Here is a 22,725-nt window from a genome sequence, read left to right on the forward strand (position 1 = left end):
ACGGGACAATGGCTTTTCTTGACAAACACAAGGCAATCGAAACGCACGCCACGCTTCTGATGGTGCTCAGCCTTCTGGTCGTGACCATCGGGGGGATCGTGCAGATCGTGCCGCTCTTCTACCTGGAAAACACCATCGAGAAGGTGGAGGGGGTGCGTCCCTACACCCCGCTCGAACTGGCCGGACGGTCGATCTACATCCGCGAGGGCTGCTACAACTGCCACAGCCAGATGATCCGCCCGATGCGCGACGAGGTCGAACGCTATGGCCACTACTCGCTGGCAGCGGAATCGATGTATGACCGCCCGTTCCAGTGGGGGTCGAAGCGCACCGGGCCCGACCTGGCGCGCGTCGGCGGCCGCTACTCCGACGAATGGCATCAGGACCACTTCACCAATGCCAAGTCGGTCGTGCCGGAATCGGTGATGCCGCCCTACGGCTTCCTCGCGAACAACGTGATCGACGGGAAATACATCCAGGACGTGCTGATCACGAACCGGCTGACCGGCGTGCCCTACACCGACGCGATGGTGGAAAACGCGCTGGCCGACTTCACCGCCCAGGCTGATCCGAACGCCGACGGCGCGGGGCTGACCGACCGCTACACCTGGAAGGAAGAGAACGGCGTGGTCACACAGGCCTTCCCGAAGACGATCAACATCCGCAACTTCGACGGCCAGCCCGAGCTGACCGAGATGGACGCGCTGATCGCCTATATCCAGGTGCTGGGCACGATGGTCGACTTCTCGACCTTCACGCCCGTGGCGAACCGGTAAGGGGGCAGCGATGGAAACCTATTCCTTCCTGCGCCACCTGGCCGACAGCTGGTTCCTGCTGGCGATGACGCTGGGGTTCCTGGGGCTTTGCGTCTGGGCCTTCCGGCCCGGATCGCGCGCCGCGCACCAGGAGGTCGCCACCTCGATCTTCCGCAACGATGACCATCCTGCGGACGATCACCCTGCCCAAACCGTTAAGGAGGCGTAAGGCCATGTGTGCCAAGCCAATCAAGAAAGAGCCTCGGCAGGTGGAAACGACCGGCCACAGCTGGGACGGCATCGAGGAATACAACAACCCGCTGCCGCGCTGGTGGGTCTGGGTGTTCTACGCCACGATCATCTGGGGCATCGGCTACACCGTGGCCTATCCGGCCTGGCCGCTGATCACGGGGGCGACCCCAGGGCTGCTCGGGGCCTCGACCCGCGCCGATGTCGAGGTCGAGATTGCCGCCGTCGACAAGGCCAACGCGGCGATCAAGGACAAGCTGGTTGCCGCCGACCTGAACGCCATCGGCGCTGACCCGGAACTTGCGGGCTATGCCGAACGGGCGGGCGCCGCGGTCTTCCGCACCAACTGCGCCCAGTGCCACGGCTCGGGCGCGGCCGGGGTGGTCGGCAAGGGCTATCCGAACCTTCTGGACGACGACTGGCTCTGGGGCGGCACGATGGACGACATCCACACGACCGTCCTCCACGGCATCCGCAACACGACCGACGCCGACGCCCGCTATTCGGAAATGCCGAAGTTCGGCACGGACGGCATCCTGGACGAAACCCAGATTGCCCAGGTTGCGGAACATGTGCTGGCCCTTTCGGGGCAGGACCATGACGCGACGCTGGACGCCGCCGGCGCCACCGTCTTCGCCGACTACTGCGCCGCCTGCCATATGGAAGACGGCAAGGGCGACCGGGCGCAGGGCGCTCCGAACCTGACCGATGCGATCTGGCTGTATGGCGGGTCGCGCGAAAAGATCATCGAGACAGTCACCAAGGCCCGTTTCGGCGTGATGCCCAACTGGAACCAGCGGCTGAGCGAAGATGAGATTCGCGCCGTGGCCTATTATGTCCACAGCCGTGGCGGTGGTGAGTGAGTGACCTACGGTAACGAGTGAAGGAAGGGGGTCTTCCGGCCCCCTTTCTTTTTTGCCTTTCTTGCCGCCGAGCTTCAGCCCATCGCGCTGCCACGCACGGCCCGGTCCTTGGCCCGTTTCCTGTCGACCCGGTTGATCCAGAACACCAGCCCGACGCCGGTGGCGATATAGACCGCCCCGCCCAACAGTACGATCTCGCCGGGAATCGGGCCGATGTCCGCCCGGTTCAGGAAACCGGGCCAGGACGTTGCCGGAAAGGGATGGACGATCAGCTTGCCGATATAGGCGACCGCCTGGATCAAGAGGATCCACAGGTAGTTCGACCGAACCCGGCGCGCGACCGCCACCATGTAGCTGACGTGGTACTGCGGGTTCCGGTAGTCGTTGGCCAGAACGGTTTGCCAGTCCTGTTCGGTGTGCAGGTCGCCGTCCACCAGCATCGGCACATAGAAATGCCGCTCGATCCAGCGGGCGCGGGCGCGCCAGACGTTGAAGAACCTGTAGCGGCGCGCCTCCAGCGACAGGAAGAACAGGACCAGAACGCCCACCAGCACCAGCGGCAGCGGCGAAGCACCCGGCGAGGAATAGGTGATCGACAGCGCCACGCCCAGCGTCACCACCGACCAGTTGGTCGTGGTGTCCAGCCGGGTGCGCCAGACCGTGCTGCGGTAGACCTCGCCCCGGTACAGATGCGCCAGCGCGCCGATTTCGGCGGCCGAGAACTCCTCGGTCGCAACTGCCTTGCGCTTTTCCACCATGATGCCCCCCGATCCGCCCGGATCTCAGCATGGCAGGGCCGCCGCCTTCGGTCAAAGCCGACGGCAGGGCCGCCGATCACGCCGATTTGCGCCGCATTGCCGCATTCCCCTCGCCGGACCTTCTCCCTAGTTGATGCAGGTCAATGTCCGCCTTCCCGGAATGACCGATTGCAAGCAGGATGATAGACTGGCCCCGGCCAGTGTCCGCATCAATGAAAGAGCGCCCCTTGTCCACGCCCGAAACCGAACCCAGCCTCTACGCCGCGCGCGAGCCGGTTTTTCCACGCCGGGTAAAGGGCACCTTCCGCACGCTGAAGTGGTGGATCATGGGCATCACGCTCGGCATCTACTACATCACCCCCTGGCTGCGCTGGGACCGGGGGCCGTCCTTGCCCGACCAGGCGGTCCTCGTCGATCTCGCGAACCGCCGCTTCTTCTTCTTCATGATCGAGATCTGGCCGCATGAATTCTACTTCGTCGCGGGCCTTCTGATCATGGCCGGCCTCGGCCTCTTCCTCTTCACCTCTGCTGCCGGCCGGGTCTGGTGCGGCTATGCCTGCCCGCAGACCGTCTGGACCGATCTCTTCATCCTGGTCGAACGCTGGATCGAGGGCGACAGGAACGCCCGCGTTCGGCTCTACAAGCAGAAATGGGACGCCGAGAAGATCCGCAAGCGCGCGATCAAATGGACCGTCTGGTTCCTGATCGGGCTGGCCACCGGCGGCGCCTGGATCTTCTACTTCACCGACGCACCAACGCTCCTGAAGGACCTCGTCACCGGCCAGGCCCACCCGATCGCCTACATCACCATGCTGATCCTGACCTTCACCACCTTCTTCTTCGGTGGCTTCGCTCGGGAACAGATCTGCATCTACGCCTGCCCCTGGCCCCGCATCCAGGCCGCGATGGTCGACGAGGACACGCTGACCATCGCCTACCGCGACTGGCGGGGCGAGCCGCGCGGCAAGCTCGGCACCACCACCGGCGACTGCATCGACTGCATGGCCTGCGTCAACGTCTGCCCGATGGGGATCGACATCAGGAACGGCCAGCAGATGGCCTGCATCACCTGCGGCCTCTGCATCGACGCCTGCAACGACGTGATGGACCGGATCGGCAAGCCGCGCGACCTGATCGGCTACCTCGCCCTCACCGACGAGACCCGCGAACGCGCCGGCGAGCCCGCGAAAAGCGTGTGGAGCCACGTCTTCCGCCCGCGCACCGTGCTTTACACCGTGCTCTGGGCCGGGATCGGCATCGGGCTCATCGTCGCCCTGTTCATGCGCTCGCCCATCGACCTGAACGTGACCCCGGTCAGGAACCCGACCTTCGTCACCCTCTCCGACGGCTCGATCCGCAACGCCTATGACATCCGCCTGCGCAACATGCACGGCACCGATGCGCAGTTCACCATCGCCGCAACCTCCGACGCCTTCGTCACCCTTGCGCTCGAAGGGCAGGACGGCCTCACCGTGACGGTGCCCGCGAACGAAACCATGTCGCAGCGCATCTACCTGACGGCGGCCCCCGGCACCCGGGCGGCGGTCGAGGATCGGTCGGACGTGCGGATCTGGGTCGAGGAGCTTGGCACCACGAACCGCGTGCACCATGATACGATCTTCAACGGGAAGGAAGAATGATGGCCGAACTTACGGGCAGGCATGTCCTTGCGATCACCGTCAGCGCCTTCGCGGTGATCATCGGGGTGAACGTCCTTCTCGCCGTCAAGGCAGTCAGCACCTTCCCGGGGCTCGAGGTCGAGAACTCCTATGTCGCGGGCCAGGATTTCAACGAACGCAAGGCCGCGCAGGAAGCGCTCGGCTGGGTCATGACGCCCGCCTATGACCGGGGGCGGATGACCTTGGCCTTCACCGGGCCCGACGGGCTGCCGGTGACGGTCAGCGACCTGCAGGTGCTGGTCGGCCGCACGACAGAGGCGAAGGATGACGTGAACCCGGTCTTCGCCGCAGAGGGCGACCTTTACGCCGCCGATGTCGCCCTTGGCAAAGGCAAGTGGATGCTCAAGGTGACAGCCAGCTCCGCCGACGGGACGCTCTTCGAACAGCGCTCCGAGCTTTATGTGAAGGGCTGACCATGGCTCTGGCCGAAGACTTCGCCAGCACCGGGCCCGCCCCGGTTTCGGCCTGCCCGGCCTGCGTGGTCGTCCCCGCCGCCGAACGCATCGCCGCGCTCAGGGCCGCGCGTGCGGGGCGGATCGTCCTGTCGCTGCCGAACGCCGGTGGCGCGCAGTCGATCTCCACCGTCGAGGCCGCCATGCAAGCCGTCCCCGGCGTGATCTCGGCCCGCGTCAACCTCACCCTCAAGCGGGTCAGCGTCGAGGCCGAACCGACCGTCACCGCCGCCCAGCTGATCGAAGTCCTCGAAGCCCAGGGCCAGGAAGCCCACGAGCTAGACCCCGGCCTCCTCTCCGTCACCGAGACCGACCGTCAGGGCCGCGAGCTTCTGATGCGCCTCGGCGTCGCCTTCTTCTCGATGATGAACGTGATGCTCCTCTCCGTCGCCGTCTGGTCGGGGGCGGAAGACGCGACGCGCGACCTCTTCCACTGGATTTCCGGCGCCATCGCGCTGCCGACGGTGATCTTCGCGGGCCAGCCCTTCTTCAAATCCGCATGGGGCTCACTCCGGCAATGTCGCCTTGGCATGGACGTACCGATTAGCCTCGCCCTGATCCTCGCCTCGTCGATTTCGGTCTACGAGACCGCGATGTCCGGCCATCACGCCTATTTCGACGCCGCCGTGATGCTGGCCTTCTTCCTGCTTCTGGGCCGCTACCTCGACCACCGCACCCGCGCCGTCGCCCGCTCTGCCGCCGAGGAACTGGCCGCGCTGGAAGTGCCCCGTGCGATCCTGCTGGTCGACGGGTCAGAAGTCGAAATGCCCATCGCCGAGATCCAGCCCGGCGACATGGTCCTCGTCCGACCCGGCGCACGGATGCCCGTAGACGGCGTGGTGATCCACGGCGCCTCGGAACTGGACCGCAGCCTCCTTACCGGCGAAAGCCTGCCCGTTCCGGCGGGCGAGGGGACCGTGGTCAGCGCGGGCGAGGTCAACCTGACCGGCCCGCTGACGGTTCAAGTGACAGCAGCGGGGAAGGAGTCCAGCCTGCACCGGATGGCCGACCTCGTGGCTGTGGCCGAGGGCGCGAAGACCCGCTATACCAGCCTTGCCGACCGCGCCTCGCGGCTCTACTCGCCGCTGGTGCATATCCTGTCGTTCTCGGCCTTCGGCTACTGGATGTGGGCCACCGGCGGCGACGTGCGCTATGCGATCAACATCTCCGCCGCCGTCCTGATCATCACCTGCCCCTGCGCCCTTGGCCTTGCGGTTCCAGCGGTGATCACCTCGGCCTCCGGACGGCTGTTCCGCAAGGGGCTTCTGATCAAGCACGGCACCGCGCTGGAGCGTCTGGCCGAGGTCGATACCGTCGTCTTCGACAAGACCGGCACCCTGACCCTCGGCGCGCCCGAACCCGTGGCGCTGGCCGACCAGCCCCGCCAAGCGGTCGCGGTCGCCGCGGCCCTCGCCGCAGGCTCCTCGCACCCGCTCGCCCGCGCCCTGGCCGAGGGCGCGCGCAGCTTGGGCATCGCACCCGCCGACGTGACCGACATCCGCGAAGTCCCCGGCCAGGGGATCGAGGGCCGGTATCAGGACGCCCGCGTCCGCCTTGGCCGCGCCGACTGGTGCGGGGCCACGCCGGTGGCCGCGACCGCGACCTATCTCACCCTTGCGGGCGAAACCCATGCCTTCCCCTTCACCGACCGCCTCCGCCCCGGCGCGGAAGCCGCCGTCAAGACGCTGAAAGCCGCCGGAATGCAGGTCGAACTCCTCTCCGGCGATGCCGAAGCCCCGGTCCGCGATCTTGCCGACCGTCTGGGCATCGCCAACTGGAAGTCCGGCGTCCTCCCCGCCGAGAAAGCCGCCCGCGTCGCGGCGCTCTCTGCCGAGGGCCGCAAGGTGCTGATGGTCGGCGACGGGCTGAACGACACCGCCGCCCTTGCCGCCGCCCATGTCTCGATCTCCCCCGCCTCGGCGCTGGACGCCGCGCGGGTCGCTTCCGACATCGTGCTCCTCGGCCAGGACATCGCCCCCATCGCCGACGCGGTGCGGATCGGCCGCCAGTCCGCCCGGCGGATGGTGGAGAACTTCCTGATCTCCGGCGGCTACAACGTGGTGGCCGTGCCGCTGGCCCTGATCGGCCACGCCACGCCGCTGGCGGCAGCTCTGGCCATGTCGCTGTCCTCGATCACGGTCTCTCTTAACGCGATGCGGCTGAAGTAATGGAGATCCTGGCGATCCTCATTCCCGTCTCGCTGCTCCTCGGCGGCATCGGCCTCGCCGCCTTCTTCTGGGCGATGCGGACGAAACAGTTCGACGACCCCGAGGGCGATGCGAACCGCATCCTGACCAAGGATTGGGACGACAAGCCGAAGCCCTGAGCCAGAGGCAGGGTGCGTGATTTCACGCACCGTCCCGCCTCAACCCAAAGGTTAAGTCCGCGTAAATGCGCGAGACCAACCCATTGATTCCATTGCGTCCGATTTTCTGTCCACCGTGGACAGATCAGGCGATGGTCACGCTCGCCGACTGCAACCCCTCGATTTCCACCTTGCAGGTGTCGCCCCGATTCAAGGGGCCCACCCCCGCCGGGGTACCGGTGAAGATCAGGTCCCCCGGCGACAGGCTGACCATCTGCGACAGCGCCGCAATGATCGAGGCCGGGGTCCAGATCATCTCTTTCGTCGAGGCTTCCTGCCGCACCGCCCCGTTCACCGAACAGCGCAGCCGCGCCTCCGGCAGCGGTCCCTGCCGGATCGCCCCCACCACCGCCGACTTGTCGAACCCCTTCGCCATGTCCCAGGGCCGCCGCCGTTCCTTCGCCTCGGCCTGCAGGTCGCGCCGGGTCAGGTCATTGCCCGCCGCGTGCCCCCAGATCATCGCCTCGGCCCGCTCCTCGGATACCATCGCGCCGCCCTTGCCGATGGCCACCACCAGCTCCCCCTCGTGGTGCAGGTTCTGGGTCGCAGGCGGGTAGGGGATGCGCGAACCGGATTCGACCACCGCATCGGCGGGCTTCGTGAAGAAGAACGGCGCCTCCTTCTCGGGGTCGCCCCCCATCTCCTTGGTATGCTCGGCATAGTTCCGGCCCACGCAGAAGATGCGGCGGACCGGGAAGCGTTCAGCGCGGCCGGTGACGGGAAGGGTCACGGTCGGCAGGGCAGGGAAGACCAGAGCGACCATCGTCTCAACCTCCCACGGTTTCACAAGGCACGGCACGGGCCGTCAGACGGCGGCAGGCAAGTTCGGCCTGCTCCTCGGTCAGACCCATGAAGCTCGCCCGCCAGGCCCCGCCCGACTGGGTCGTCTTCCGCAGCCCGTCGTTCAGCGTGGCGCTTTCGGCCAAGGCGGTTTTCAGGAGCGCCTTTTCGGCATCGTAGCGCGACGGGTATTCGCCGACGTTCACGCCAAAATGGCGCCCGCCCGAGGTCGACAGCACGACGACGACTTCCTCGTCCTCCTCGACGGCGGGCTCGGTGGTTTCGACCGCATCGAAGATCGGAGCGCTGCGTCTGGTGGCCGGAACCACCGCAGCCAGGTCCACCGGCGCAGGCGCGACGGTTGCCGGTGCGGCAACGGTTTCGACTTCGGTCACGTCGGCGAGAAGGGTCTCGGGCTCGACCGCCGCGACTTCGGTGCCGGGGTCGGTGACGACAAGCTCCGGTTCGGGCGCGGCTTCGGCGACGACAACTTCCTCCACCGCAGGGGCCTCGGGCTCGAGCACCGGCTCGATGGTCGCGAGCTGGACCGTCATCCCCGCGGGCCGCGCCTTCGGCTTCATGCCGGCCAGGGCCGGATCGGGCTCGGCCACCGGGGCGCCTTCTTCAGCGGGTGTCAGGGCCGCCACCTGCGTCTCGGCGGGCGCGGCGCCAGTGGCGAGCGCAGCGGCCTGGGACTCGAAGCTGCCTTGCGCCGACGGATCGACCGCAGGTTCGGTAGCGGCGACCAGCACTTCGGCATCGGCAAGGGGCACGGCTTCTTCAGATGCGGCCTTAGGCACGTCGGCTGCGGCGACGGCAATCTCCGGTGCAGCCTGCTCAACTTCGGCAACTGCGGTTCCTGGGTCGGCCATTGCCTCGGCCTGGAATTCCAGCGTGCCCTCCGGGGCGGGTTCGGCAGTCGCCTCGGCCAGCGCGCCGTCGATCCCCTCGGCCATGGCAATCGCGACCTCGTCGGTGACGGTCGGCATCGCCGGGCGCGCTTTCGGGCGGGGCGAGGTCTTCACCTCTCCCGACACCCGGACGATCTTGCCAGCGCCGCCCTCGGCATCGATCTCGTCGATCCCGGTCTCGACGGAAGCGATCAACGCGTCGTCCAGCGGCGCAGCCTGCGGCGGCTGTTCGGCCACGTTGTTCTTGGCCTTGCCGAAGCCGAGGTCCATCAACTCGGCCATCTTCGCATTGCGGTTCGCGCTGGAGGTGCCGCCGAATACCGTCGCAATGATGTGCTTGTTGCCGCGGTGCGCCGAAGCGGTGAGGTTAAACCCGGCAGGCGCGGTGTAGCCGGTCTTGATCCCGTCCGCGCCGTCATAGGCGTCCAGGAAGCGCGAGTTCGTGTTCGTCACGGTCGCGATTCCCGCATCCGCCGTGCGGCGCGAGAAGATGTGGTAGTACTGCGGGAAATCGTAGAACAGATGGCGGCCCAGCGTGTTCATGTCGCGGGCGGTCGACAGATGGCCGTCAGCGGTCAGGCCGTTGGCGTTCTTGAAGGTGGTGTTGTCCATCCCCAACTGCCGCGCCGTGCGGGTCATCCGCTTGGCGAAGGTCACATGGTCGCCGCCGATGTGGTCGCCAAGGGCGGCGGCGGCGTCGTTGGCCGACTTGATCGCCGCGGCGCGGATCAGGTAGCGCACCGCGATCTTCTGGCCCGGCTTGAGGCCAAGGCGCGAGGGCGGTTGCGAGGCGGCGTATTTCGTTACCGTGACCTTGGTGTCGAGCGAGAGCCGCCCGGCCTCGATCTCCTGGAAGACGATGTAGAGCGTCATCATCTTGGTGAGCGACGCCGGATGCAGCCGCGCGTCGGCGTTCTTTTCGTAGAGCACCTCGCCCGTGCGCCCGTCCATCACGATGGCCGCGAAGGGCGCGGCCTGAAGGGGCGACGTCACCACGATGGTGCTGACGACAAATGCCAGAAAAATAGCGTTGAAAATCCGCCCGAGAAGCGATGCCACGTCGCCCACCCTTTGCCTGCTGGCCCGGATTTTCCGGTGCCTTATTCTGCCTCGACGGGAAGGCTAACACAGGCGATCACATCCGAAAACCCAAAAAATCCAAAGGGTTTCAAGGCGCAGTTGATGTAGTTGCGCGGAAGCAGCACAAATCCGCCGATGTGCCAACATCTTGGGTCGGCACGGGGATGTCGAGCTAGCTGTGGGGTGCGCGTTGCACCATTTCGACAATGTCCGGCAGGTCGCCCAGGTCAGCGATCATGTGGAACCGGCGATGCTCGGTGGGGGCCAGCGCCGCCTCGTAGGACCATTCGTGTTCGTGCGGAACATGCACGCCCCATGACCCGGCGGCAAGCGCCGGGATCACGTCGGACTTCAGGGAATTGCCGACCATCATCGCCTGGTCCGCCCCGGTGCCATGGCGGGCGAAGGCTTGGCGATAGGTCGCCTCGGTCTTGTCCGACACGATTTCCACCCCGTCGAAGAGATCGCCCAGACCGGACTGCGCCAGCTTCTTCTCCTGGTGCAGCAGGTCGCCCTTTGTGATCAGGACCAGCCGGTAGTCTGCCGCCAGCGCCATTACAGTCGTCCTTACATGCGGCAGCAGTTCCATCGGATGTTCCAGAAGCTCGCGTCCCAGCGCTACCAGATCGGTAATCACGGCGCCGGGCACCCGACCTTCGGTTACTTCCACCGCGGTTTCGATCATCGACAGCGTGAACCCCTTCACCCCGAAGCCGTAGTAGGCCAGGTTCCGCCGCTCGGCCGCCTCCAGCCGCTCGGCCAGGCGGTCCGGGGCGGCATGGTCGGCCAGGGCCTGCAGGAAGCGGCCCTGGGTCAGGCGGAAGTAGGTCTCGTTCTGCCAGAGCGTGTCGTCCGCATCGAAGCCGATCGTGGTCAGCATGGCCGCCCTCTTTTCGTTCCGGCAAAAGAGGCTATATTTCAGGGGTCAGTTGCAACCCCGAATCCCGCAGCCCCGGAGCATCCATCCCTTGTCGATCCGCCCAATGACCATGTCTGACAAGACGGATGGGCCGGGGAATGACACCTCGATCCTGACCAAGACGAAGACCAAGACCCAGCGCCCACCGCTGTACAAGGTGCTGCTCCTGAACGACGACTACACGCCGATGGAATTCGTGGTGCATGTGCTGGAACGGTTCTTCGGCCTGAACCACGCCCAGGCGTTCGAGATCATGCTGACGGTGCACAAGAAGGGGCTGGCCGTCGTCGGCGTGTTCAGCTTCGAGGTCGCGGAAACCAAGGTGGCGCAGGTGATGGATTTCTCGCGCCGCCACCAGCACCCGCTGCAATGCACGATGGAAAAGGAATGACTCCGCTTCCTGCCAAAGGGGGGCCGGGGGCCTGAGGCCCCGCCCATGCGATCCGCCCGATTGTCCCTGGCGCTAGAAACCGGCGCGCTGGAGCTTCCCGCAAGGGGAAGCATTGCGGTCTATCGGCCGCGTGTAGGCGATGACCTGTCGGCCCTGCCGCGCGACCGTGTGGTGGTGCTGACCGGCTTCAAGCCCGATCATGACCATTTCGCCGCCAGCCACTCCGTGACTCCCTCGGCGCCCTATGCCGCCGCCATCGTCTGCCTGCCCCGTTCGCGCGAGGCGGCGCGGGCGCTGATCGCGCAGGCGGCGGCAGAGGTCGCACCGGGCGGCTGGATCGCGGTGGACGGCCAGAAGACCGACGGGATCGACACCGCGCTGAAGGACCTGCGCGGACGGGTGGACCTATCGGAGAGCCTGTCGAAGGCGCATGGCAAGCTGGCCTCGTTCCAGGCGGGGGCGGACCTGTCGGACTGGCGGGCGACACCGCATCAGGTTGAAGGGTTCCAGACCCTGCCGGGGATCTTCTCGGCCGACGGGCCGGACCCCGGCTCGATCCTCCTGGCCGCGACATTGCCTGCCAAGCTGGGCGGCAAGATCGCCGACCTGGGGGCGGGCTGGGGCTTCCTTGCGGCGGAAATCCTGAAGCGGCCGGGGGTGAAGAAACTGGACCTCGTGGAGGCCGAGGCCGATGCGCTGGACTGCGCGCGGGTGAACGTCGCCGATCCCCGCGCCCGGTTCCATTGGGCAGATGCCACGAGCTGGCGGCCCGAGACGCTGCTTGACGCCGTGGTGATGAACCCGCCCTTCCACACCGGGCGCGCCGCCGACCCCGCGCTCGGGGCCGCCTTCATCCGCGCGGCGCGGCGGATGCTGGCCCCGGACGGGAGCCTCTGGCTGGTTGCCAACCGGCATCTGCCCTATGATGCCGTGCTGTCGGACTGCTTCCTTGAGGTCAGGGATGTGGCCGGCGGCAGTGGCTTTCGCGTGATCCAAGCCATCAAGCCCCGACGCGATGCGCTTCGGGCCAAATCCTAGAGGCCGTCCATGTCCTTTTCCATTTCCGGCAAGACTGCCATCGTGACCGGCTCTGCCTCGGGCATCGGGCTCGCCATTGCCCGGCATCTGGTGGACAAGGGCGCGAACGTGATGTTCGCCGACGTGGATGAGGACCGGTTGGAGGCCGAGATCGGTGAAGAGGCGCGGGCAGAGGGGCCGGTGCGGATGTTCGCGGGCGACCTGACCGAGAAGCTGACCATCGCCAACCTCCTGTCGGCCACGATCGACGCCTTCGACCGCGTCGATATCCTGGTGAATGCAAGCCGCCGGACAGCCGTATCAGAAATCCTGAACCCCGAGGCGGATGCGGTTGAGGAGTTGTGGCGGCACAACGTCCTGTCGGCGTTGCGTATGTCCCAGATGACCGCAAAGCGGATGATCCAGCACGCCCAGCGGGCCGAGGTGGAGGAGGGGACAATGCTCGGCTCGATCATCAACCTGTCCTCGATCGCCGCGAAAGGCACGCGGCCGGACTTGCTGGGCTATTCGATGGCGGCAGCGGCCATGGACCAGATGACGCGGTCGCTGGCGGTGGCACTGGCGCCGAAGGGCATCCGGGTGAACGCGGTGGCCTTCGGTTCGGTGATGAGCGCGAGCCTGCAGGCAGCGCTGAAGGACAACCCCGGCTATCGCGACGAAATTACCGGGGCCACTCCCCTGGGTCGTATCGCCGCCCCGGCAGAACTGGCCGAGGCGGTGCAATTCCTCGCCTCGGATGCTGCCGGGTTTGTCACCGGCCAGGTGCTGGCGGTGGACGGCGGGCGCAGTCTTCTGGACGCGGTCAGCGCCCCGGCCCATTGATCTGCCGGGCCGGGCCTATTCGGGATACTGGGCCTTGCACTGGGCAATGACGGCCTCGGCCTGCCGCACCAGCGACTTCCGCTTCTCCTTCAGGCTGGCCAGCTTGCGCGCCTCTTCGTTCAGATCGATGGCCTTTGGCCGCTGCTCTGTAACCGGGCGTTCGTCGAGACACATGCGCGGCTTCGGCGGCGGCTCGCCTGCGGGCGGGCGCGGCATCGGGCAGTGGGTCCAGTAGTCCTCGTAGACGGTAACGCTTTCATAGGCGTAGCCGCGCTGCAGGTTGCCTTCGCTTTCGGCGATCAGCCGGTCAACCGTCCGCAAGTCGCGGGTGTTGCGGCTGATGCATTGTTCCTGCGGCGTACCACAGGCCGCAAGAGCGGCAAGTGTCAGAAAAGTCAGGCGTTTCATCGGGGCCCTCCTCAATCGGTGGAAAGCGGCGCGCCGGGATGCTAGGCAGGCGATGTCGATACCCGGAGGCTTGACCATGACCGATCCCGTTGACCGCCGCAAGTCAGAGGCCGCCATCTGGTTCCGGACCCTGCGCGACCGGATCGTTGCCGCTTTCGAAGGCCTGGAGGACCGTTTTTCCAAGGGCCAGCCCGGACGGTTCGAGGTTTCGCCGACGACACGCGCCGATGGCGGGGGCGGTATCATGAGCGTGATGCGCGGCGGCGGGGTGTTCGAGAAGGTCGGGGTCAACTGGTCGGAAGTGCATGGGGTTCTTGGCGAAAAGGCGCAGACGGCCATGGCGGCGCGGGGCGTACCGGGGATGGACAAGGACCCCCGGTTCTGGGCCTCGGGCATCAGCCTGGTCGCGCATATGGTCAACCCGCATACCCCGGCCGTCCACATGAACACACGCATGTTCTGGACCCCCGGTGCCTGGTGGTTCGGGGGAGGGGCGGACCTGAACCCCTGCATCGAATATGCCGAGGACACAGCGCATTTCCATGCCGAGCTGCGCAAGGCCTGCGATGCGCATTCCCCCGACTACTATGCGAAGTTCAAGACCTGGGCAGACGAGTATTTCTTCGTGCCGCATCGTGGACGGGCGCGCGGGGTGGGGGGCATCTTCTTCGACGACCTGAATACGGGGGATTGGCATCGCGACTTCGCCTTCACCCGCTCGGTCGGCGAGGCTTTCCTTCCAGCGTTCGTGCCGGTGACGGAACGGCGGGCGGCGACGGCCTGGTCGGAAGCCGACCGCGAGGTGCAACTGCTGCACCGGGGGCTCTATGCCGAATACAACCTGGTCTATGACCGGGGCACGAAGTTCGGGCTTGAAACCGGACATGACGCGAACGCGGTGCTGATGAGCCTGCCGCCCGTCGCGAAGTGGTATTGAGGGGCGGAGCATGGCGGACATCAGCATAACGGCGGCCTATGGTTCGGTCGTCGAGGACGAGGGGCAGCTTTTCGTGGGCTTCGCCGAGGGCGAAGATGAAGAGGAAGGCTATGTGCTGTTCCGCCAGCCAGTCGGCGGCGGGCCGGTCTGGTTCGAGGCGTCGGACGAGACCTTTGGGGCGGAGGATGCCATTGAAAGCGTTGTCGTCGGACCGAAGGGGTTCGAGGTGACGATCCGGCCGGTAAAGCGTTCGGCCTTTGGTTTCGCGGCGACAGTTGCGGTCAGGATCGGGCCGGGTTGCGAGGACAGGGCCGAAGCGCTTGCGGCGCTGAAGGGGATGCTTGGGGGGCTTTGGCGGGAGTAAGGGGCCAAAAGTCTTTGAACACTTTTGCAAATTCCTTCAAAGGAATTTGGGCTCTCTCAGGTCTGGCGTTGCGCGTGGCTCCACACCGCTTGGCGAACACGGGCGACCTTGTAGGCGTCGAATACCGCCATTGCCCAGACGAAGAGCGCACCCGCCATCTTGCCGACGAAGGACACCTCCGGCGCGGCGGTCTTCAGGGTGAAGGCGCCGAGAAGTATCGCGAAGCAGACGAAGATCAGCCCGCGCACCGGCTGGCGGTTCAGCACCTGGCCCATGCCGGGCAGGATCAGCGCCACGGCCAGCACGATGTAAGGGTTCAGGGGCGGTTTCATGCGGGGTCCTTTGCAAGTGCCAGCACATCCTTGCGGATTGCGGCGAGCCTGTCGAGCAGCGGCTCCAGCCGGGCCGGAGTCAGGGGCGTGCGGCCCATCTCGGCCTCGCGGAAGATCAGATAGCGGCTTCGGTCAGCCTCTTCGGCGAGGATGACGATACGCAGGCCCTTGGGCGACAGGACCAGCTCCTTCACCCGCGGGTCGGCGAACAGCTCGGCATGGCGGTCGATCAGCTCGGACGGGGGCGCGCGGCTGGCATCGTCGGTGCGGATGGCGATGTCCTTCGGCAGGTGGGTCGGCGTGTGCAGCGACTGCGGCAGGGTATTGAAGCGGGTGAAGGGTTCGTTGCCCGAAGGTCGCGCCATCAGGTCAAGCGTGGCGGCAAGTGGCAAGGCTTCCGGAAGGGTGACGAGGAGCCAGAGCGCGGGCAGCTTGCGGAAGGTCAGCGTGTCGGGGACGGCCTGCAGGTCGAAGGCGAGGCCCGCCCGGCGTCCGGCCATGCGGGGAAAGCCGGTGGGCTCGGTCCGGGTCTCGCCCCCGTCGAACAGGGGTTTCACCGCGTCGAAATAGGCGGCGCGGGTGGCAGTCCGGGTGCGGCTTTCGCGGAGGAGGCTGAGGGCGAGCCAGAGGCCGAGGGCGGCGAAGGCAAGGCCAAGGGGAATGAGGGGAGACATGGGAAAAGGCCCGCCCCTGTGCAGGGCGGGCCGCTTGCCTTAGTAGCCCTGCGGCTTCGGCCAGGGCATGGTGAACTGCGTTCCCCGGTTCACGAAGCGATAGCGCCAGAAGTGGAACCAGAGCGACACCACGATGTAGAAGCCGATCATCGCGACAAGCTGGGTGCCATAGCCCAGGAACACCGCGAAGAAGGTGATGCCGCATAGCGCCAGCAACGTCAGCGCGGGCAGCGGGTGGAACGGGTGTTCATAGCCGCGCTTGATCGAGTTCAGCGGCCATTTCTTGCGGAACATGATGATGTTCAGCGGCATGAACGTGTATTCCAAGAGGCCCGAGAGGATCGAGAAGGTGATCACCTGGTCGAGCGGCGCGCCAAGGGCGAAGATCAGGGCGATCGGGACCAGGAAGACGATGGACCGGTAGGGGGTGCGGTACTTTGGATGGACCGCCCCGAACCAGCCTGGCAGGTACTTGTCGCGGCCCATGGCGAACCAGGCCCGCGAGGCGTCGTTGATGCAGCCGTTGGCGCTGGCAAGCGTGGCGAAGAGGGTGCCGAAGCCCAGGAGCCAGACAAGGCCGGTCGACCCGGCCAGTTGCGCGGTCGAGAACAGGGGTGCCACCGCGCCATTGACGCCGTCGCCCAGGAACTCCCACGGCAGCACGCCCGAGCAGATGTACCAGGTCAGCGTCGCGGCGATGAGGAGGGTCATGATCCCGGCCAGCGTGCCGAACGGCAGCGCGCGGGCGGGGGAGCGGACTTCCTCGGCCGCCTGGGTCGTGCCCTCGATGCCAAGGTAGTACCAGAGCCCGAAGTGCATCGCGGCGAGAACGCCGATCCAGCCGTAGGGCAATTCGTGGCCCTCGAAGAGCGCCGCGTGCTGCATGATTCCGCCGCCGAGGATACCCGAGGTGGACACGAACAGCACCAGGATCGCGACGAAGGCGATGGCGGTGATGACCAGGTTGAAGGTCAATGTCGCCAGCACGCCCCGGTAGTTCAGCCAGGCCAGGAACATGATGACCAGGATGATGAAGGGTCGCTGGTCCAGATCTCCGGCATGCCCGGACATCTGTGCCACGACAAAGAAGAGATAGCCCGCCGTGATCGCGTTCGCCGCCTCCAGCATGGTGTAGGCGAAGACGAGGTAGAGGCCGACGTTGAAGGCCATCAGCGGGCCGACGATATGCTTGGCCTGCGTGTACTGCCCGCCCGCGGCGGCGACGGTCGAGGTGACCTCGGAGTCGATCATCGCGACGCAGGTGTACAGGATACCCGCGAACCAGCAGGCGATCAGTGCGGCATAGGCGCCGCCCTTGCCGACGGCGAAGTTCCAGCCCATGTATTCGCCGACCAGAACGATGCCGACGCCAAGCGCCCAGACGTGAGCGGGGCCAAGCACGCGCAGGAGGCCGACCTTGGTGCCGTGTGGCCCCATGCCGTCCATGACGGGCGAGGTGATATCGGTGTCTGTCATCATCTCATCCCCTGTGTTCTTCTTCGGTCATGGCCTCAAGCTCGCCTTCGCGCGAGGAGGTCAGGACGTCTTCGGAATAGCTGGAGTCGGTCTTCAGCCAGTCCACGACCATGTAAAGCCCGAACAGCGCCGACAGCGCCCAGGCCGCGTATTCAAGCCAGTTCCACAGATCCATCGCGGCCCCCTATTTCTGTCCGAATTTTTCGGAAATGACCTCGCGGTACTCGATGTCCGAGAACCGCAGGATCAGGAAGTAATACAGCAGGATGACCACGACCATCGCGACAAGGGCGCCGACCGAGAAGCTGTAGTCGAACCGGGCGAGGATCAGGTCATGCGCGCTTTCCGGCGTGTAGCCGAGCGCTTCGTACTGCGCGGCCTGCGCCGGGGTCTGGCCAAGCGCTTCCCAGGTGGCGTTTTCAATGGGCGCGGCGACGGTCTTGGCCGCACCGGCCATGCCCATCCAGAGCGGCACGAAGAGCGCTCCGACCGTAAGGATCACCAGCACGATCACGTCGATCAGCTGGCTGGCCTTGCCCTGCTTCGGGGGTTCATAATGGGCCATCGTCAGTCCCTCCTGCCTTTGGATTCGTCGAGGAACTTGATGTCGAGGCCGTACATGAAGTCGCGGTCCTCGCGGTAGTGGCGCAGCATCGCCAGGATCGCGGCGGTGTTGAACACAAGCACGATGGCCCCCGCGATGAGCAGCAGCGTTCGCGCCCCGCCGGTCGGCGCCAGGTTCCAGGTCGCGATGGCGACGAAGATGATGGCGAACCAGAGGCCAATGACAAACGCCCATGCCACCATGACATCGCGCCTGTGCATCGCCTCAATCCGCTGATTGAGATCTCCCACAGTTCCCTCCCTTGGGCGCTTGGTTTTACCCGCGTGACGTGGCCCCGACGTCTTTCCCCACGCGGAAAAAGTTTTTCCGAAGGGAAAGCTACCTGCGACAGTCTGTCAAGGAAAACCGCCATCCCGGAGCAGAATTTCCCGACAGGTGAAAAATGTTTCTTACCAGTTGATAGGCGGAAAGGACGGTGCTAGCGTCAACCGAACGACACGAAGGAGGCGAATCCATGTGCGGAATCGTAGGGCTGTTCCTGAAGGACCCGAAGCTGGAGCCGAAGCTTGGCGCCATGCTGACGGACATGCTGATCACCATGACCGACCGCGGCCCCGACAGCGCGGGCATCGCGATCTACGGCGGGGCGAAGGATGGGTTGGGCAAGATCACCATCCAGTCGGCCAATCCCGACAAGGATTTCAAGAACCTGGACGGCGACCTGCATGACGCCATCGGCCAGCCGGTCACGATCCTGGTGAAGTCGACCCATGCGGTGCTGGAAGTTCCGCTTGACCAGATGGCGGCCGCACGATCTGCGCTGGCGCATCTGCGCCCGACCGTGAAGGTCATGAGCGTCGGCGACGCCATCGAGATCTTCAAGGAAGTCGGCCTGCCCAAGGATGTGGCCTCGCGCTTCGACGTGTCGAAGATGAAGGGCACCCACGGCATCGGCCACACCCGGATGGCCACCGAATCCGCCGTCACCACGATGGGCGCGCACCCGTTCTCGACCGGATCGGACCAGTGCCTGGTCCACAACGGCTCGCTGTCGAACCATAACGGCCTGCGGCGCGAGCTGATCCGCCTGGGCAAGACCTTCGAGACGCAGAACGACACCGAGGTTGCCGCCGCCTATGTCAGCCGGAAGCTGGAAGAGGGGCAAAGCCTGGGTCAGGCGCTGGAATCCGGCCTCGATGACCTTGACGGCTTCTACACCTTTGTCGTCGGCACCAAGAACGGCTTCGGCGTCGTCCGCGACCCGATCGCCTGCAAGCCCGCCGTGATGGCCGAGACCGACCAGTATGTTGCCTTCGGGTCGGAATACCGGGCGCTGGTAAACCTGCCGGGGATCGAGGATGCCCGCGTCTGGGAACCGGAACCCGCCACCGTCTACTTCTGGGAGCGTTGAGAGAATGCAGAGCTTCGATCTGGGCAAAGAGGGCCTGCGCGCCTTGAACAGCGCGCTGCATGGCCTGAAAGGCCAGACCAACATGACCGACTGGGAGGTCGTCAACCCCAAGGGCGCCCACGCCATCGCCGCCGGGGTCGACGCCCCGGTGGACATCACCGTGCGCGGCTCGACCGGATACTACTGCGCGGGCATGAACAAGCAGGCGACGATCCGCATCAAGGGTTCGGCGGGTCCGGGCGTGGCCGAAAACATGATGAGCGGCACCGTCATCATCGACGGCAACGCCAGCCAATATGCCGGGGCGACCGGGCGCGGCGGGCTTCTGGTCATCAAGGGCAATGCCTCCAGCCGCTGCGGCGTGTCGATGAAGGGCATCGACATCGTGGTGCATGGCAACATCGGCCATATGTCGGCCTTCATGGCGCAGTCGGGCAACCTGGTGGTGCTGGGCGACGCGGGCGACGCGCTGGGCGACTCGCTCTATGAGGCGCGGCTTTTCGTGCGCGGCTCTGTGAAGTCACTGGGCGCGGATTGCATCGAGAAGGAGATGCGGCCCGAGCATTATGCGCTTCTGGAAGATCTGCTGAAGCGGGGCGAGGCGGACGGCAAGGCCAAGCCGGAAGAGTTCAAGCGCTACGGCTCTGCCCGGAAGCTTTACAACTTCAACATCGACAACGCAGCGGCATACTGAGGCAAAGATGAGCGATTTTCCCCATACCCCGCCGCGCTATTCGGCCACCTTCACCCCGGCGGTGAACGCCGAGATCCGCCGCGCTGCCGCCTCCGGCATCTACGACATCCGTGGCGGCGGCACCAAGCGCCACCTGCCGCATTTCGACGATCTCCTGTTCCTTGGCGCCTCGATCAGCCGCTACCCGCTGGAAGGCTACCGCGAGAAATGCGCGACCGATGTCTGGCTGGGCACCCGCTTCGCCAAGAAGCCGATCCATCTGGACATTCCGGTGACGATCGCCGGGATGTCGTTCGGCGCGCTCTCCGGCCCGGCGAAGGAAGCCCTGGGCCGTGGCGCCAGCGCGGCGGGCACCTCGACCACCACCGGCGACGGCGGCATGACCGAGGAGGAGCGTGGGCATTCCAAGACGCTGGTCTATCAATACCTGCCCAGCCGCTATGGCATGAACCCCGACGACCTGCGGCGCTGCGATGCGATCGAGGTCGTGGTCGGCCAGGGCGCGAAGCCGGGCGGCGGCGGGATGCTACTGGGGCAGAAGATTTCCGACCGTGTCGCGATGATGCGGAACCTGCCCAAGGGGATCGACCAGCGCTCGGCCTGCCGTCACCCGGACTGGACCGGGCCGGACGATCTTGAGATCAAGATCCACGAGCTGCGCGAGATCACCGATTGGGAAAAGCCGATCTACGTCAAGGTCGGCGGCGCACGGCCCTACTATGACACCGCACTTGCAGTGAAGGCCGGGGCGGACGTGGTCGTGCTGGACGGCATGCAGGGCGGCACGGCGGCGACGCAGGACGTGTTCATCGAACATGTCGGCATGCCGATCCTGGCCTGCATTCCGCAAGCCGTGAAGGCGCTGCAGGACCTTGGGATGCATCGCAAGGTGCAGCTGATTGTCTCGGGCGGCATCCGGTCGGGTGCGGACGTGGCCAAGGCGATGGCGCTGGGGGCAGATGCGGTTGCCATCGGCACCGCTGCGCTGATCGCGCTGGGCGACAACGATCCGAAGCTGGAAGCCGAATACCAGAAGCTGCAGACCACGGCGGATGCCTATGACGACTGGCATGAGGGCAAAGACCCGGCGGGGATCACCACCCAGGATCCGGAACTGTTCAAGCGCTTCGACCCGGTGCTGGGCGGTCGTCGCCTGAAGAATTACCTCAAGGTGATGACGCTGGAGGCGCAGACCATCGCGCGGGCCTGCGGCAAGAACCACCTGCACAACCTGGAACCCGAGGACCTGTGCTCGCTGACCATCGAGGCGGCGGCTATGGCGGGGGTTCCTCTGGCGGGGACCAGCTGGATACCGGGACGGAACGGCGGCTTCTAGGCCGCCGTTTCCCGATCATCAATCAAGAAAAGACCAAGGGAGTTACAGCAATGGCGAAGGACCTTGCCAAATGGGCCAAGGATAAGGGCGTCAAGTATTTCATGATTTCCTACACCGACCTGTTCGGGTCGCAGCGGGCCAAGCTGGTGCCGACGCAGGCGATCAACGACATGGCGGTGGATGGCGCCGGGTTCGCCGGGTTCGCGACCTGGCTGGACCTGACGCCTGCGCACCCCGACCTGATGGCGGTGCCGGACCCGGACAGTGTGATCCAGCTGCCCTGGAAGAAGGACGTGGCCTGGGTCGCGGCGCGGGCGACGATGGAGGAAAAGCTCGTCGACCAGGCCCCCCGCAACGTGCTGGAGCGGCTGGTGGGCGAGGCGGCGAAGGAAGGCCTGCGGGTGAAGACCGGGGTCGAGCCCGAATTCTTCATCCTGAACGCCGATGGGTCGGGCGTCTCGGACGCCTACGACACCGCCGAGAAGCCCTGCTACGACCAGCAGGCGGTGATGCGGCGCTATGACGTGATCAGCGAGATCTGCGACTACATGCTGGAGCTGGGCTGGGAGGCCTACCAGAACGACCACGAGGACGCGATCGGCCAGTTCGAGATGAACTGGAAATACGACGATGTCCTGCAAACCGCAGACAAGCATTCGTTCTTCAAGTTCATGACCAAGTCGATCGCCGAGAAGCACGGCTTCCGCGCGACCTTCATGCCGAAGCCGTTCAAGGGGCTGACGGGGTCGGGCTGCCACGCCCATATCTCGGTCTGGACGCTGGACGGCAAGACCAACGCCTTCGCCGACAAGTCGAAGGAGCTGGGGCTGTCGGACCAGGGGCGGCACTTCCTGGGCGGGATCATGAAGCATGCCAGCGCGCTGGCGGCGATCTGCAACCCGACGGTGAACAGCTACAAGCGGATCAACGCGCCGCGGACGTCCTCGGGGGCGACCTGGGCGCCGAACACCGTGACCTGGACCGGCAACAACCGGACCCATATGGTCCGCGTGCCGGGCCCGGGACGGTTCGAGCTGCGGTTGCCCGATGGCGCGGCGAACCCCTACCTGATGCAGGCGGTGATCCTGGCGGCGGGGCTGGACGGGGTGCGGACCAAGGCGGACCCGGGGCGGCGCTACGATATCGACATGTATCAGGACGGCCACAAGGTGAAGGGGGCGCCGAAGCTGCCCTTGAACCTGCTCGACGCACTGCGGGAGTATGACAAGGACAAGACCCTGAAGTCGATGATGGGGGACGAGTTCTCGGCCGCCTTCCTGAAGCTGAAGCACAAGGAATGGAACGACTATTGCAGCCATTTCTCGGCCTGGGAGACGCAGACGACGCTGGACATCTGATTTCTGTCCACGGTGGACAGAATCTTGGAGGCAGCAAAATCAATAACTTGCTCGCGGACATTCATCACTTCTTAACACCTTGCGAAGGGCCCCCAGGCCCGTTGCCTG

26 protein-coding genes and 1 pseudogene are annotated in these 22,725 nt (G+C 65.8%); 16 read left to right on the top strand and 11 right to left on the bottom strand.

Features of this window, described 5'->3' with window-relative positions; all coding sequences use genetic code 11:
* The first annotated feature begins 8 nt into the window (after window positions 1-8).
* The 3 genes from ccoO to ccoP are packed head-to-tail and all read left to right on the top strand — an operon-like array spanning window position 9 to window position 1,867.
* Window positions 9-776 (top strand): cytochrome-c oxidase, cbb3-type subunit II, encoded by a 768-nt coding sequence (ccoO, locus tag JNL31_RS07440; RefSeq protein WP_294971760.1) that lies wholly within the window; start codon window positions 9-11, stop codon window positions 774-776.
* Window positions 777-786: 10 nt separating this feature from the next.
* On the top strand, window positions 787-984 hold the full coding sequence (locus JNL31_RS07445; protein ID WP_294971763.1) for a cbb3-type cytochrome c oxidase subunit 3: 198 nt from the start codon (window positions 787-789) through the stop codon (window positions 982-984).
* Between the two features lie 4 nt (window positions 985-988).
* Complete coding sequence (gene ccoP / locus JNL31_RS07450) at window positions 989-1,867, top strand: cytochrome-c oxidase, cbb3-type subunit III (protein ID WP_294971765.1); 879 nt, start codon at window positions 989-991, stop codon at window positions 1,865-1,867.
* Between the two features lie 74 nt (window positions 1,868-1,941).
* Here the strand turns inward: ccoP and JNL31_RS07455 are convergent, their stop codons facing one another.
* Window positions 1,942-2,625: a DUF2270 domain-containing protein gene (locus JNL31_RS07455; RefSeq protein WP_294971768.1), complete on the bottom strand. Its 684-nt coding sequence runs from the start codon at window positions 2,623-2,625 to the stop codon at window positions 1,942-1,944.
* Between the two features lie 227 nt (window positions 2,626-2,852).
* Here JNL31_RS07455 and ccoG point away from each other — a divergent pair, with 227 nt between their 5' ends.
* Genes ccoG through ccoS form a run of 4 tightly spaced genes read left to right on the top strand, consistent with a single transcriptional unit; the run spans window position 2,853 to window position 7,082 of the window.
* On the top strand, window positions 2,853-4,265 hold the full coding sequence (gene ccoG, locus JNL31_RS07460; protein ID WP_294971770.1) for a cytochrome c oxidase accessory protein CcoG: 1,413 nt from the start codon (window positions 2,853-2,855) through the stop codon (window positions 4,263-4,265).
* On the top strand, window positions 4,265-4,717 hold the full coding sequence (locus tag JNL31_RS07465) for a FixH family protein (protein WP_294971773.1): 453 nt from the start codon (window positions 4,265-4,267) through the stop codon (window positions 4,715-4,717). The genes ccoG and JNL31_RS07465 overlap by 1 nt, the downstream gene beginning before the upstream one ends.
* A 2-nt stretch (window positions 4,718-4,719) precedes the next feature.
* The gene (locus tag JNL31_RS07470) at window positions 4,720-6,924 is read left to right on the top strand and encodes a heavy metal translocating P-type ATPase (RefSeq protein WP_294971776.1); all 2,205 of its coding nucleotides are present in this window, start codon (window positions 4,720-4,722) and stop codon (window positions 6,922-6,924) included.
* On the top strand, window positions 6,924-7,082 hold the full coding sequence (gene ccoS / locus JNL31_RS07475; RefSeq protein ID WP_294971779.1) for a cbb3-type cytochrome oxidase assembly protein CcoS: 159 nt from the start codon (window positions 6,924-6,926) through the stop codon (window positions 7,080-7,082). The genes JNL31_RS07470 and ccoS overlap by 1 nt, the downstream gene beginning before the upstream one ends.
* Before the next feature lie 124 nt (window positions 7,083-7,206).
* On the opposite strand, the gene JNL31_RS07480 is transcribed toward ccoS, so the two are convergent.
* From JNL31_RS07480 to JNL31_RS07490, 3 genes and pseudogenes are all read right to left on the bottom strand, one after another.
* On the bottom strand, window positions 7,207-7,884 hold the full coding sequence (locus JNL31_RS07480; protein ID WP_294971782.1) for a fumarylacetoacetate hydrolase family protein: 678 nt from the start codon (window positions 7,882-7,884) through the stop codon (window positions 7,207-7,209).
* Window positions 7,885-8,806: 922 nt separating this feature from the next.
* A pseudogene (locus tag JNL31_RS07485) lies at window positions 8,807-9,811 on the bottom strand (D-alanyl-D-alanine carboxypeptidase family protein); the annotation flags it as partial.
* Window positions 9,812-10,064: 253 nt separating this feature from the next.
* Window positions 10,065-10,772 carry an HAD family hydrolase gene (locus JNL31_RS07490; RefSeq protein WP_294971784.1) on the bottom strand — a complete coding sequence of 236 codons (708 nt, stop codon included), beginning with the start codon at window positions 10,770-10,772 and terminating at the stop codon, window positions 10,065-10,067.
* A 109-nt stretch (window positions 10,773-10,881) separates the two neighbouring features.
* On the opposite strand from JNL31_RS07490, the gene clpS reads away from it, so the two are divergent.
* The 3 genes from clpS to JNL31_RS07505 are packed head-to-tail and all read left to right on the top strand — an operon-like array spanning window position 10,882 to window position 13,062.
* Window positions 10,882-11,202 (top strand): ATP-dependent Clp protease adapter ClpS, encoded by a 321-nt coding sequence (gene clpS / locus JNL31_RS07495; RefSeq protein ID WP_197642537.1) that lies wholly within the window; start codon window positions 10,882-10,884, stop codon window positions 11,200-11,202.
* 45 nt (window positions 11,203-11,247) lie between these two features.
* On the top strand, window positions 11,248-12,240 hold the full coding sequence (locus JNL31_RS07500; protein WP_294971788.1) for a class I SAM-dependent methyltransferase: 993 nt from the start codon (window positions 11,248-11,250) through the stop codon (window positions 12,238-12,240).
* Window positions 12,241-12,249: 9 nt separating this feature from the next.
* Window positions 12,250-13,062: an SDR family oxidoreductase gene (locus JNL31_RS07505; RefSeq protein WP_294971791.1), complete on the top strand. Its 813-nt coding sequence runs from the start codon at window positions 12,250-12,252 to the stop codon at window positions 13,060-13,062.
* A 15-nt stretch (window positions 13,063-13,077) separates the two neighbouring features.
* Here the strand turns inward: JNL31_RS07505 and JNL31_RS07510 are convergent, their stop codons facing one another.
* Window positions 13,078-13,470, bottom strand: coding sequence for a hypothetical protein (locus JNL31_RS07510; protein ID WP_294971794.1), 393 nt, complete (start codon window positions 13,468-13,470; stop codon window positions 13,078-13,080).
* A 76-nt stretch (window positions 13,471-13,546) separates the two neighbouring features.
* Between JNL31_RS07510 and hemF the strand changes: the two genes are divergently transcribed.
* Window positions 13,547-14,407, top strand: coding sequence for an oxygen-dependent coproporphyrinogen oxidase (hemF, locus tag JNL31_RS07515; RefSeq protein ID WP_294971797.1), 861 nt, complete (start codon window positions 13,547-13,549; stop codon window positions 14,405-14,407).
* Between the two features lie 10 nt (window positions 14,408-14,417).
* On the top strand, window positions 14,418-14,771 hold the full coding sequence (locus JNL31_RS07520) for a hypothetical protein (RefSeq protein ID WP_294971800.1): 354 nt from the start codon (window positions 14,418-14,420) through the stop codon (window positions 14,769-14,771).
* 56 nt (window positions 14,772-14,827) lie between these two features.
* On the opposite strand, the gene JNL31_RS07525 is transcribed toward JNL31_RS07520, so the two are convergent.
* Genes JNL31_RS07525 through JNL31_RS07550 form a run of 6 tightly spaced genes read right to left on the bottom strand, consistent with a single transcriptional unit; the run spans window position 14,828 to window position 18,108 of the window.
* Entirely contained in the window at window positions 14,828-15,103 is a 276-nt protein-coding gene (locus JNL31_RS07525) for a hypothetical protein (RefSeq protein WP_294971802.1), read from the bottom strand.
* Window positions 15,100-15,777, bottom strand: a complete 678-nt coding sequence (locus JNL31_RS07530) for a hypothetical protein (RefSeq protein WP_294971805.1) — start codon at window positions 15,775-15,777, stop codon at window positions 15,100-15,102. The genes JNL31_RS07525 and JNL31_RS07530 overlap by 4 nt, the downstream gene beginning before the upstream one ends.
* Window positions 15,778-15,816: 39 nt before the next feature.
* Window positions 15,817-17,253, bottom strand: coding sequence for an APC family permease (locus tag JNL31_RS07535; protein ID WP_294971807.1), 1,437 nt, complete (start codon window positions 17,251-17,253; stop codon window positions 15,817-15,819).
* A 4-nt stretch (window positions 17,254-17,257) separates the two neighbouring features.
* Entirely contained in the window at window positions 17,258-17,428 is a 171-nt protein-coding gene (locus JNL31_RS07540) for a hypothetical protein (RefSeq protein WP_294971810.1), read from the bottom strand.
* Window positions 17,429-17,437: 9 nt separating this feature from the next.
* Window positions 17,438-17,818: a hypothetical protein gene (locus JNL31_RS07545; RefSeq protein ID WP_294971813.1), complete on the bottom strand. Its 381-nt coding sequence runs from the start codon at window positions 17,816-17,818 to the stop codon at window positions 17,438-17,440.
* A gap of 2 nt (window positions 17,819-17,820) precedes the next feature.
* On the bottom strand, window positions 17,821-18,108 hold the full coding sequence (locus tag JNL31_RS07550; protein WP_294971816.1) for a hypothetical protein: 288 nt from the start codon (window positions 18,106-18,108) through the stop codon (window positions 17,821-17,823).
* Window positions 18,109-18,332: 224 nt separating this feature from the next.
* Between JNL31_RS07550 and JNL31_RS07555 the strand changes: the two genes are divergently transcribed.
* Genes JNL31_RS07555 through glnT form a run of 4 tightly spaced genes read left to right on the top strand, consistent with a single transcriptional unit; the run spans window position 18,333 to window position 22,617 of the window.
* Complete coding sequence (locus JNL31_RS07555; RefSeq protein WP_294971817.1) at window positions 18,333-19,229, top strand: glutamine amidotransferase family protein; 897 nt, start codon at window positions 18,333-18,335, stop codon at window positions 19,227-19,229.
* Window positions 19,230-19,233: 4 nt separating this feature from the next.
* Window positions 19,234-19,923, top strand: coding sequence for a GXGXG domain-containing protein (locus tag JNL31_RS07560; protein ID WP_294971820.1), 690 nt, complete (start codon window positions 19,234-19,236; stop codon window positions 19,921-19,923).
* A gap of 7 nt (window positions 19,924-19,930) precedes the next feature.
* The gene (locus JNL31_RS07565) at window positions 19,931-21,259 is read left to right on the top strand and encodes an FMN-binding glutamate synthase family protein (RefSeq protein WP_294971823.1); all 1,329 of its coding nucleotides are present in this window, start codon (window positions 19,931-19,933) and stop codon (window positions 21,257-21,259) included.
* A gap of 50 nt (window positions 21,260-21,309) precedes the next feature.
* Window positions 21,310-22,617, top strand: a complete 1,308-nt coding sequence (gene glnT, locus JNL31_RS07570) for a type III glutamate--ammonia ligase (RefSeq protein ID WP_294971826.1) — start codon at window positions 21,310-21,312, stop codon at window positions 22,615-22,617.
* Window positions 22,618-22,725 lie beyond the last annotated feature (108 nt).

This window comes from Tabrizicola sp. (genome assembly GCF_016792905.1).
In the GTDB taxonomy this organism is placed as follows: Bacteria; Pseudomonadota; Alphaproteobacteria; order Rhodobacterales; family Rhodobacteraceae; genus Tabrizicola.

Bases quoted from the DNA above. Each gene is read 5' to 3' on its own strand.
- JNL31_RS07520 (WP_294971800.1), top strand. From the start codon at position 14,418: ATGGCGGACATCAGCATAACGGCGGCCTATGGTTCGGTCGTCGAGGAC.
- JNL31_RS07530 (WP_294971805.1), bottom strand. From the start codon at position 15,777: ATGTCTCCCCTCATTCCCCTTGGCCTTGCCTTCGCCGCCCTCGGCCTC.
- JNL31_RS07470 (WP_294971776.1), top strand. From the start codon at position 4,720: ATGGCTCTGGCCGAAGACTTCGCCAGCACCGGGCCCGCCCCGGTTTCG.
- JNL31_RS07565 (WP_294971823.1), top strand. From the start codon at position 19,931: ATGAGCGATTTTCCCCATACCCCGCCGCGCTATTCGGCCACCTTCACC.
- JNL31_RS07540 (WP_294971810.1), bottom strand. From the start codon at position 17,428: ATGGATCTGTGGAACTGGCTTGAATACGCGGCCTGGGCGCTGTCGGCG.
- ccoP (WP_294971765.1), top strand. From the start codon at position 989: ATGTGTGCCAAGCCAATCAAGAAAGAGCCTCGGCAGGTGGAAACGACC.
- ccoS (WP_294971779.1), top strand. From the start codon at position 6,924: ATGGAGATCCTGGCGATCCTCATTCCCGTCTCGCTGCTCCTCGGCGGC.
- JNL31_RS07535 (WP_294971807.1), bottom strand. From the start codon at position 17,253: ATGACAGACACCGATATCACCTCGCCCGTCATGGACGGCATGGGGCCA.
- JNL31_RS07490 (WP_294971784.1), bottom strand. From the start codon at position 10,772: ATGCTGACCACGATCGGCTTCGATGCGGACGACACGCTCTGGCAGAAC.
- JNL31_RS07500 (WP_294971788.1), top strand. From the start codon at position 11,248: ATGCGATCCGCCCGATTGTCCCTGGCGCTAGAAACCGGCGCGCTGGAG.
- JNL31_RS07510 (WP_294971794.1), bottom strand. From the start codon at position 13,470: ATGAAACGCCTGACTTTTCTGACACTTGCCGCTCTTGCGGCCTGTGGT.
- JNL31_RS07560 (WP_294971820.1), top strand. From the start codon at position 19,234: ATGCAGAGCTTCGATCTGGGCAAAGAGGGCCTGCGCGCCTTGAACAGC.
- JNL31_RS07525 (WP_294971802.1), bottom strand. From the start codon at position 15,103: ATGAAACCGCCCCTGAACCCTTACATCGTGCTGGCCGTGGCGCTGATC.
- clpS (WP_197642537.1), top strand. From the start codon at position 10,882: ATGTCTGACAAGACGGATGGGCCGGGGAATGACACCTCGATCCTGACC.
- JNL31_RS07505 (WP_294971791.1), top strand. From the start codon at position 12,250: ATGTCCTTTTCCATTTCCGGCAAGACTGCCATCGTGACCGGCTCTGCC.
- ccoO (WP_294971760.1), top strand. From the start codon at position 9: ATGGCTTTTCTTGACAAACACAAGGCAATCGAAACGCACGCCACGCTT.
- hemF (WP_294971797.1), top strand. From the start codon at position 13,547: ATGACCGATCCCGTTGACCGCCGCAAGTCAGAGGCCGCCATCTGGTTC.
- JNL31_RS07545 (WP_294971813.1), bottom strand. From the start codon at position 17,818: ATGGCCCATTATGAACCCCCGAAGCAGGGCAAGGCCAGCCAGCTGATC.
- JNL31_RS07555 (WP_294971817.1), top strand. From the start codon at position 18,333: ATGTGCGGAATCGTAGGGCTGTTCCTGAAGGACCCGAAGCTGGAGCCG.
- JNL31_RS07445 (WP_294971763.1), top strand. From the start codon at position 787: ATGGAAACCTATTCCTTCCTGCGCCACCTGGCCGACAGCTGGTTCCTG.
- JNL31_RS07455 (WP_294971768.1), bottom strand. From the start codon at position 2,625: ATGGTGGAAAAGCGCAAGGCAGTTGCGACCGAGGAGTTCTCGGCCGCC.
- glnT (WP_294971826.1), top strand. From the start codon at position 21,310: ATGGCGAAGGACCTTGCCAAATGGGCCAAGGATAAGGGCGTCAAGTAT.
- JNL31_RS07480 (WP_294971782.1), bottom strand. From the start codon at position 7,884: ATGGTCGCTCTGGTCTTCCCTGCCCTGCCGACCGTGACCCTTCCCGTC.
- JNL31_RS07465 (WP_294971773.1), top strand. From the start codon at position 4,265: ATGGCCGAACTTACGGGCAGGCATGTCCTTGCGATCACCGTCAGCGCC.